The sequence below is a fragment of the Sulfitobacter sp. genome, from assembly GCF_041552635.1.
Lineage (GTDB): Bacteria > Pseudomonadota > Alphaproteobacteria > Rhodobacterales > Rhodobacteraceae > Sulfitobacter.
This window is the reverse complement of the sequence record NZ_JBFEKM010000172.1, coordinates 1-8,502: the sequence shown is the minus strand read 5'-3', so window position 1 is coordinate 8,502 and position 8,502 is coordinate 1. Positions and strand designations below refer to the sequence as shown.

Here is an 8,502-nt window from a genome sequence, read left to right as displayed (position 1 = left end):
TTTGCCGGTATCGCGTCCTGCAATGCCGGAATTTCCATACAATTTGCATGTATGCGCCGAAGGGTAGGATAAGATGTCATATCTACGTCAAACCGCACATTGTTCAGGACCTGAGCGTAGAGACATAGATCAGCCAGCCCGGCCGTGTCACCGTGACAAAACGCGCCTGTTTCAGGATCGGCTGTCAGGCGCTGTTCAAGTGCTGCAAGACCCGCACTGGCCCATTTACGGAACCATTGGGCTTTGCCCTCTGCATCGACGCCATATTCTGCTTCAAGATGCTTGAGGATCCGCAGATTGTTCACCGGATGGATGTCGAGCGCCACAATATGCGCCAGACTGCGCACACGCGCCCGCCCCCATGGGTCTGCGGGCAGCAGGGCGGGTTCCGGATAAACCTCGTCCAGCCATTCGATGATAGCAAGGGACTGCGGCAACGGGCCATGGGGTGTGACCAAGGTCGGCACCAGCCCCGAGGGGTTCAACGCCAGATGATCCGCGCTGGCCTGTTCGCCCTTGAGCAGGGACAACGGGATATAGTCGAAGGACAGCCCCTTGAGGTTCAGCGCCGCCCGGACCCGCACAGATGTGGAGGATCGGAAATAGTTATGCAGGGCAAGGTCGGTCATGCACGCGGGCCTATCGTGACCTCAAGCGTGCCGATGCCGTCAACACCGCCAGTGACCACGTCGCCTGCCACAATCGCACCAACACCGGCGGGCGTGCCCGTCATGATGATGTCACCGGGGGCCAGCGTCATGGACTGCGATAGGATCGACACATGTTCGCGCACCGACCAGATCAGTTCAGCCAGATCGGCGTCTTGCTTGATCTCGCCATTCACGGCCAGCCAGATACGCGCGGTTTCCACAGATGGCACATCGGCAATCGGCACGATCGGCGCGATGGGGGCAGAGTTATCGAACGCCTTGCCCCAATCCCACGGGCGGCCTGCATTCTTGGCCTCGTTTTGCAGGTCACGACGGGTCAGATCAATGCCGACGGATGCGCCCCAAACGTGATCCATTACGTCGGCCTCGGCGATATCCGCGCCGCCTTTGCCGATGGCGATAATCAGCTCGATCTCGAAATGCAGGTTTTCGGTCAGCGGCGGATAGGGAATGGTGCACGGCGTATCAAGCGCTGCATCGGCTGGCTTGGTAAAGAAAAACGGGGCCTCGCGCGTCGGATCTTTGCCCATCTCGATCGCGTGGGCCGCATAGTTCCGGCCGACGCAGAAAATACGGCGCACGGGAAACCGCGTATCCGACCCTTGAACGGCAAGGCTGGCTTGTTTCGGGGGGGTAAAGACATATGCATCTGACGACATGGGGCTGATCCTTTGAAAACCGTTTGCCCAATGGTTAGCGTTCAATCCCCGCCCCGTCACCTGCCAAGGATCAAACCTGCACTTTAATGCGCCGCAACCGCAGGGCATTTGTCAGCACGAACACCGATGAAAACGCCATCGCCGACGCGGCAAGGATCGGGGAAAGCAGGATGCCGAACAGCGGATATAGCCCCCCCGCCGCAACAGGGATCAATGCGACGTTATAGCCGAAGGCCCAGAACAGGTTTTGCCGGATGTTGCGCAATGTCTCGTGAGATACGGCGATGGCACTATTCACGCCCGTCAGACTGCCCGACATCAATACCACATCCGCCGATTCAATCGCGATATCGGTGCCTGTGCCAATCGCAATGCCCACATCAGCATGGGCAAGCGCGGGCGCGTCATTGATGCCATCACCGACAAAGGCAATCTTGCGATCCGTCCCGCGCAACCGGTCAAGCGCTGCAATCTTGCCATCGGGCAGCACGCCGGCCACAACGTGATCAATCCCCAAGGTCGCGGCGACGCTGCGCGCGGTCTTCGCATCATCGCCAGTGATCATTGCGACCTGCAAACCGCGGTCATGAAGTGCTGCAATCGCCGCCTTGCTATCGTCTTTGATCGGGTCGGAAATCGCGACCAGACCGGCCAATTCACCCTCAACAGAGACGTAAAATACGGTTTCACCCTGATTGGCCCGTTCGTCAAACTCTTGGGAAAACACTGCGGTTTCGATTCCGGCATCTTGCATCAGACGGGCATTGCCGATCTGAACCTTGGCACCTTCCACAACGGCTGTAACCCCCTGACCATTGATGGCCTGAAACCCTTCGGCTTGGGGCAGGGCTGCGCCCTTGGCAGCAGCAACAATGGCGCGGGCAATCGGGTGTTCCGACGATGTTTCGACCGCGGCGATCTGGATCAACAGGGCGTCACGGTCAAAACCGTTTGCCGGAACAAGGCCCGTCAACGCGGGGCTGCCTTTGGTCAACGTACCGGTTTTGTCGAATGCCACGATTTCAATACCGCTTAACGCTTGCAGCGCGTCACCTTTGCGAAACAGAACGCCCATCTCGGCGGCCCGACCGGTGCCCACCATGATCGAGGTCGGCGTGGCCAGACCCATCGCACAAGGGCATGCGATGATCAGCACCGAAACACCTGCGACAAGCGCATGCGACAGCACTGGCTCCGGTCCAAACACAGCCCAAACCAGCACGGTCAGCGCCGCCATCCCCAAGACAGCGGGCACGAACCACAAGGTCACACGATCTACTACCCCCTGAATGGGCAAGCGCGCGCCCTGTGCCTGCTGCACCATGCGGATGATCTGCGCCAATGTCGTATCATCGCCCACTGACGTCACATGACACCGCAGACTGCCGTCGCCATTGACGGTCCCGCCTGTTACGGACGCGCCGCCGGTTTTAAGCACCGGCATCGGTTCGCCGGTGATCATGCTTTCATCAATGCGAGATTCACCTTCGATGATCGTGGCATCGGTGGGCAGGCGTTCACCGGGGCGGATCAGAATTTCATCGCCGACGCGCAGCGCGCTGATATCGACATCCACCCAATCATTGCCCCGTTTGACCCGTGCGTGGTGCGGTTGCAGGCCGATAAGTTTCTGGATCGCGGCACCGGTACGGCCTTTGGCCCGCGCCTCAAGCCAGCGGCCCAGCAGGATCAGGGCAATGATGGCGGCGGCGGCCTCAAAATACACCTCGCGGGCGATGGCGGGCAAAAGCGACGGTAAGAACAGGACGACGGTAGAATAGGTAAACGCGGCCCCGGTGCCCAACGCCACAAGGCTGTTCATATCGGGCGCACCGCGCAAAAGCGCAGGGACACCGATAGCGTAAAACCGTCGCCCCGGCCCAAGGATCAGGATCGCTGTCAGGGCAAACTGGATCATCCAACTGCCCTGATGGCCAATCGTTTTGCCGATCAGCCCGTGCATGCCGGGGACCATGTGCGCGCCCATGGCCAACACGACGACGGGCAAGGCAAGCGCTGCCGCAATCGCAAAGGCCCGCCCGATTTCTTCGGTCTCTTCCCGCTTTGCGCTGGCGTGATCCTGGGTGGTTGTCTTTGTCGCCGCCGTCGCGGGATAGCCCGCGTCGGTCGCGGCTTTGGCCAGCGCTTCAACCGCGACGGTGCCATTTGTGACGGTCACTGTCGCCGTATCATCGGCAAGGTTCACGCTGACCTCGGTCACGCCCGGAACAGCACGCAGCGCTTTGTCTACCCTAGCGGCGCACCCCCCGCAGGTCATTCCCGAGACAGAAAGAGTTTTTATCTGATCCAACGCCATGGCGAGTATCCTTGATGGTTTGGACACTTATATATGCAGCAAGTTGCCGAACTTCATTGGGTCTGGCCAAATTTCTATCAGGCAATAACGCAAAAGGCCGATGCCTGCTGACGAAAAGCAAACACCGGCCAGATTTCTTACCGTCGTTTCCGACTACTTTTCGGCAGTAACTTCGGGTTCTTTCGGCTTTTCGCTGTCTTCTGGCGCGTCAACGATCAGCTCTGCTTCTTCGATGTCGGCGCGTGTGGCGACAGGTGGCTTGGCGTCAGCACCCGAGTTATCTTCGATCGCGCCAACAATCAGCGGCAACATCTGCACACCGCCGGGCATTGCGACCTCGGACATGGGCGGCGTTTTCCAGGCCAGCGTATCAAAGCTGTGGCAGTTGTCACAAATCGGCTTCCAGTTGGTGTGGATGTGCTGGCAATTGTCGCAAATCCACTGCGGGCCACGCGACACAGTCAACGCACGGGCAAGCCAGCCTTTGACGACAGTATCAGACGCGCCTTCGCCCCGTTCAATCGCTGCCATCAACGTGACAGAACGCGCCGTCGGATCGGTTTCGACCAGATCTCCCAAGGACCGCCGCGCTTGCGGAAAGTCTTCGTTGGCGATGTTCAGTTCGGCCAACAGCATCTTGGTTTCGGCATCGTCAGGCTGGGTCCGAGTGAGCGCCGTAAACCGTTTAAGCCGCTCTTTCGGGCTTTCGTTCGGTTCAATCGCGGCAAAAGCGCTGGCAAGGTCAGGGTGGGGATGAACGCTCCATGCTTTCTTCAGCAGACGCGCGGCATATTTGGGTTTTCCCTGTTCGATATAGCTGTGCGCCGCCATTACGGCAGCGGGGATCAGGTCAGGCGACAAACGGTTCGCTTCGATCGCCGCTTCGCGGGATTCGATGCTGTGGCCTTCGGTAAAGACATCTTTGGCCTCGGACAACGCCAGCACAGCGTCGCGACGCTTGTGGACATCGCGGGGCAGCTGGCCGTTCTTCAGCTTGATGTTCAGGGTCTCACGCGCGCCGGTCCAGTCTTCCTTCTCGGCTTGCAGCTTCAACAGAATGTCGCCTGTGTCTTCATGCTTGGGCTTTAGCGCGAACGCCTTTTCGGCCAATTTCAGCGCCGTATCGGTATCGCCTTCGGCCAGCTTTTGCTTGAGAATACCGCGCACGCCGACAAAGCGGGTGGATTCATTGGCCACCAGTTTCTTATAGGTTTCTTCGGCTTTGCGCTTGTCGCCCGCCATTTCTGCCGCTTGCGCGATCAGCAGGTTTGTCAGCTCGGGCCGTTCCAGATATTTATCCGCCTTCGCGGCTTTGGACAGGGCCAAACGCCCCTCTCCGCTTGCCAGTGCCATCAGACCTTCGGACAACGCCTCGTAGCCTTTGCGTTCACGGTTGCGGTCAAAATAACGCGACAGCGCGGTTTCATCGCCGTTCAGGAAATGCCAGACCGCGACCAGCAGCGAAATAATCTTGAGCACCAGCCAGAGCGCAATCACCAGCACGATGATCGCAATGACCGATTGCAGCGGGCCAAAACTGAATTCGGTCCCCATCACGGTAACCTGCAACCCGCCCGAACTTTCAAGCAAGAACCCAGCACCCCATGTCAGCGCAGCAATTGCCGCAACGAACACAACGATCTTAATCAGTGACCAAAGCATATAAATTTCCTTAGTTTGCCGTCAGGCGTTGTGTCAGGGTCTGTACGGCATCTTGTGCAGCTTGGCGGGCCTGCGCATCAGCAAGCCAGTCGCCCATCGGCGCTTTGGCCCCTTCGGGCAGCGCCTCGATCTCGGTTATGGCGTCCGCAAGGCGACCGTCACGCACGGCAGCCTCGGCACGCGACAAGATCGCATCGGGGTCATTGCCTTCACGGGGGGTCACAGACCGCGCACCCAGTTGATTTTTCAAAAAGCTGCCAATGCCGCCCGCTGTACCTGCGGGTGCTTCAGCCCGCGCTGCGGCCAAGGCCGCGCGGGATACATCAGGAAAACGGTCCTGCAAGTTGGCGCTGGTCGCCACACCCGTTTCAGCGGCATCGGTCAAAGCTGCGGGAATGTCTTGGACACCGCCAGCTTGCAAATCGGTGATTTCGGTCTGAAACGGCTGTCCCGTGGTCAGTGCCGCAACGATCCGCGCCACGGCAGATTGCGCTGTTGCAGCCCGTGCGGCTTGTTCAGTGGCCTCTTCGACGCTTAATGCATTATCAAGAAGCCGCTGGATCTCGTCCCTCTGCGTTTCAACGGATGTTGTCAGCGCGGCCAGTTCAGCTTCGAACGCCGAGGTATCGACCTGCGGTGCTTCGCCTGCGGCTGGCGCGGGGCGGTTCGCAATTTCATCAATCCGCGCAGTCAGCGCCGCAACGGATGCTTTGATCTCGTCCATCGCGGCCAGATCGGTCGCTGGTGCATCGGTTTCGGCTGGCGTTTTACCAAGCACGTCTTCAAGTGCCGCGATCCGCGCCCCTTGATCGGCCAGATCTGCGGCAACGGTATTTTCAGCCTCGCTGATCGCGCTAGTGTCCGTTCGCAGGCCTAAAACATTCATCTCGGCAGCGGCGAAGCCGATACCACCGGCAACAAGGCCGCCCAGAAACATGGGGAAAAACACGCTCTTGGGTTTCTCGGGCTTGGGTTGGCTAGGTGCAGGAGTGACAGATGGTTTTGAACCCTCGGCAGGTTTCGACGTTTCTTTAGAAATGTCTTTTGCTGCGGGTGCGTCAGGCTTCTTATCGGCAGCTTTAACGTCGGGCTTGGATGTGTGGCTGGTATCGGACATCGCTTTCACGTTGGGTGTCGCTGCAGTTGCGGCAGGGTCAGATTTGGGACCGCTATCCTTAGGTGCTGCATCTTTCGGGGCCGTATCCGGTTTGGCCGCTGATGCTGCAGATACCGTCGCGTCTTTTGTGGTTTTTGCCGCAGCAGAGGGTGTCACCGTATCCTTAGTACCGACATCTTTGGGCGCGGGTGAAGTTTCCTTGACCGATTTTGAGGCACTTGTCGTTTTTGCCGCAGTTTTTGGTGCGGTCTTGGGCTTGGCCGCCGCTACTGACGCCCGCGAAGCCGCGTTTTGCGTCGGTTTGTCACCGTCCGTGCTTGGTGTTTTCGCTTTTGCCACGCTTAAAACCTTTCCGATTCTGACATATCGTCAGTTGTTTTTTCAATCTTAGACGGCATGTGTGTCGATCTTCAAGCTAACCTGTCCCAATCAACCACAGTTTCAAGCACTAAACGCATCGAATTGGCCGTTGGTTCATCCGCAATCAAAAGTTGCTGCGGGTGTTTGTCGCCCAGCGCATCGGCGACGGCGGGGCTTAGGGCGATTACAATGACATGGCGCAGATCGTCGCATTCGCGGGCAAATTGCGTCGCAGTTCGGGGCGAAAACAAGGGGGCGATGCAAGGTTTACCCCCGGTTAGGGCGCTTTTGGCCTGCGGGGTCAGGGGCAAAAGCGTTTGATCATAGACGTTGACCGCCGTTGTTTTGATCCCTGCGCCGGACAGGCGTCGGGCGATGTCACCGCGTTGATGTTGCCCAGATATGTGCAGCAATGGCCCTTTTGGGCGCTTGTTGATCACAGCTTCTATCAATTCATCGGCGGTTTGCCCAAGCATTTGCGCGCGCCAACCATTCGCCTCGGCTGCTTGGGTCGTTTTGGCACCGACACAAAACGCCGTGCGACCACCCCCCTCGGGGGCAAACGCCGGTCCGTTTGCGGATGTAAAGATCACCCCATCAATGCCCTGCATATCAACAGGCGTGCCTGTCCCTGATATCCGCAAAAGCGGGCTGATCAGAACCGTGAACCGCGCCAAAAGGACAGGTGCAATCATGTCCAGAAATGCATATGCATTCGGGGCAGGCCGGGTCAGGATCAGCACGGGCTTGTTCATTTGGCAGCGGGGCCCCAAGGATTGTTCCACTTGCCTCAAGGTGTTACTTGGCACTGATCACCCTTGCAACGGAAACGGCTATGATAGTTCTCGGATTGGAAAGCAGCTGCGATGATACCGCCGCCGCGATTGTAAGCCATACACCGGGGCAACGTGCCAAGGTGCTGTCTTCTGTCGTGGACAGCCAAACCGATCTGCACGCGGCTTTTGGCGGCGTTGTTCCAGAAATTGCCGCCCGCGCCCATGCCGAAAAGCTGGACCTATGCGTCGAGGAAGCGTTGTCAAAAGCGAGCCTGACACTGGCAGATATCGACGCGATTGCCGTGACTGCCGGACCGGGGCTGATCGGTGGCGTCTTGTCCGGCGTGATGTGCGCCAAGGGGCTGTCTGCCGCGACAGGAAAACCGCTTTATGGTGTGAATCACTTGGCGGGGCACGCCCTGACACCGCGCCTGACCGATGATGTGGCCTATCCCTATTTGATGCTTTTGGTGTCTGGGGGGCATTGCCAGTTCTTGCTGGTGCATGGGCCCGACCGTTTTGAACGGCTTGGCGGCACGATTGATGATGCCCCCGGCGAAGCGTTTGACAAAGTCGCGCGGCTGATTTCACTTCCCCAGCCTGGCGGGCCTGCGATTGAACAAGCCGCATTAAACGGTGATCCTAAACGCTTTGCCTTTCCGCGCCCCCTGCTGGACCGGCCAGATTGCGACATGTCATTTTCCGGTCTCAAGACTGCAGTTTTGCGGGTTAGAGATAAGATTATCGCTGAGAAAGGCGGGCTGACACTTCAGGATCAAGCTGACTTGGCCGCCGGATTTCAGGCCGCTGTCGTTGATGTCATGGCAGAAAAGACCCGTCGCGCGCTAAGGCTGTATCTGGAACATGCGCCCGAAACCCGCAGCCTGTGTGTGGCGGGCGGCGTTGCCGCAAACAGCGCCATTCGCGCAAGGTTAGAGAC

7 protein-coding genes are annotated in these 8,502 nt (G+C 58.7%); 1 reads left to right on the top strand and 6 read right to left on the bottom strand.

The features are described from left to right. The 6 genes from maiA to ABYT07_RS16985 form a co-directional block, all read right to left on the bottom strand. On the bottom strand, window positions 1-629 hold a 629-nt coding region (gene maiA, locus ABYT07_RS17010; protein ID WP_372993229.1), incomplete at its 3' end, for a maleylacetoacetate isomerase. Further along, on the bottom strand, window positions 626-1,330 hold the full coding sequence (locus tag ABYT07_RS17005) for a fumarylacetoacetate hydrolase family protein (RefSeq protein WP_372993228.1): 705 nt from the start codon (window positions 1,328-1,330) through the stop codon (window positions 626-628). The genes ABYT07_RS17005 and maiA, both read right to left, overlap by 4 nt. Window positions 1,331-1,400: 70 nt before the next feature. After that, window positions 1,401-3,647, bottom strand: a complete 2,247-nt coding sequence (locus ABYT07_RS17000) for a heavy metal translocating P-type ATPase (protein ID WP_372993227.1) — start codon at window positions 3,645-3,647, stop codon at window positions 1,401-1,403. Between the two features lie 153 nt (window positions 3,648-3,800). Then, window positions 3,801-5,309: a heme biosynthesis protein HemY gene (locus ABYT07_RS16995; RefSeq protein WP_372993226.1), complete on the bottom strand. Its 1,509-nt coding sequence runs from the start codon at window positions 5,307-5,309 to the stop codon at window positions 3,801-3,803. A gap of 10 nt (window positions 5,310-5,319) precedes the next feature. Then, window positions 5,320-6,765 (bottom strand): mitofilin family membrane protein, encoded by a 1,446-nt coding sequence (locus ABYT07_RS16990; RefSeq protein WP_372993225.1) that lies wholly within the window; start codon window positions 6,763-6,765, stop codon window positions 5,320-5,322. Between the two features lie 71 nt (window positions 6,766-6,836). Beyond that, window positions 6,837-7,541 (bottom strand): uroporphyrinogen-III synthase, encoded by a 705-nt coding sequence (locus ABYT07_RS16985; protein ID WP_372993224.1) that lies wholly within the window; start codon window positions 7,539-7,541, stop codon window positions 6,837-6,839. Between the two features lie 80 nt (window positions 7,542-7,621). Between ABYT07_RS16985 and tsaD the strand changes: the two genes are divergently transcribed. Then, the coding region (gene tsaD / locus ABYT07_RS16980; protein WP_372993223.1) for a tRNA (adenosine(37)-N6)-threonylcarbamoyltransferase complex transferase subunit TsaD at window positions 7,622-8,502 on the top strand (881 nt) is incomplete at its 3' end.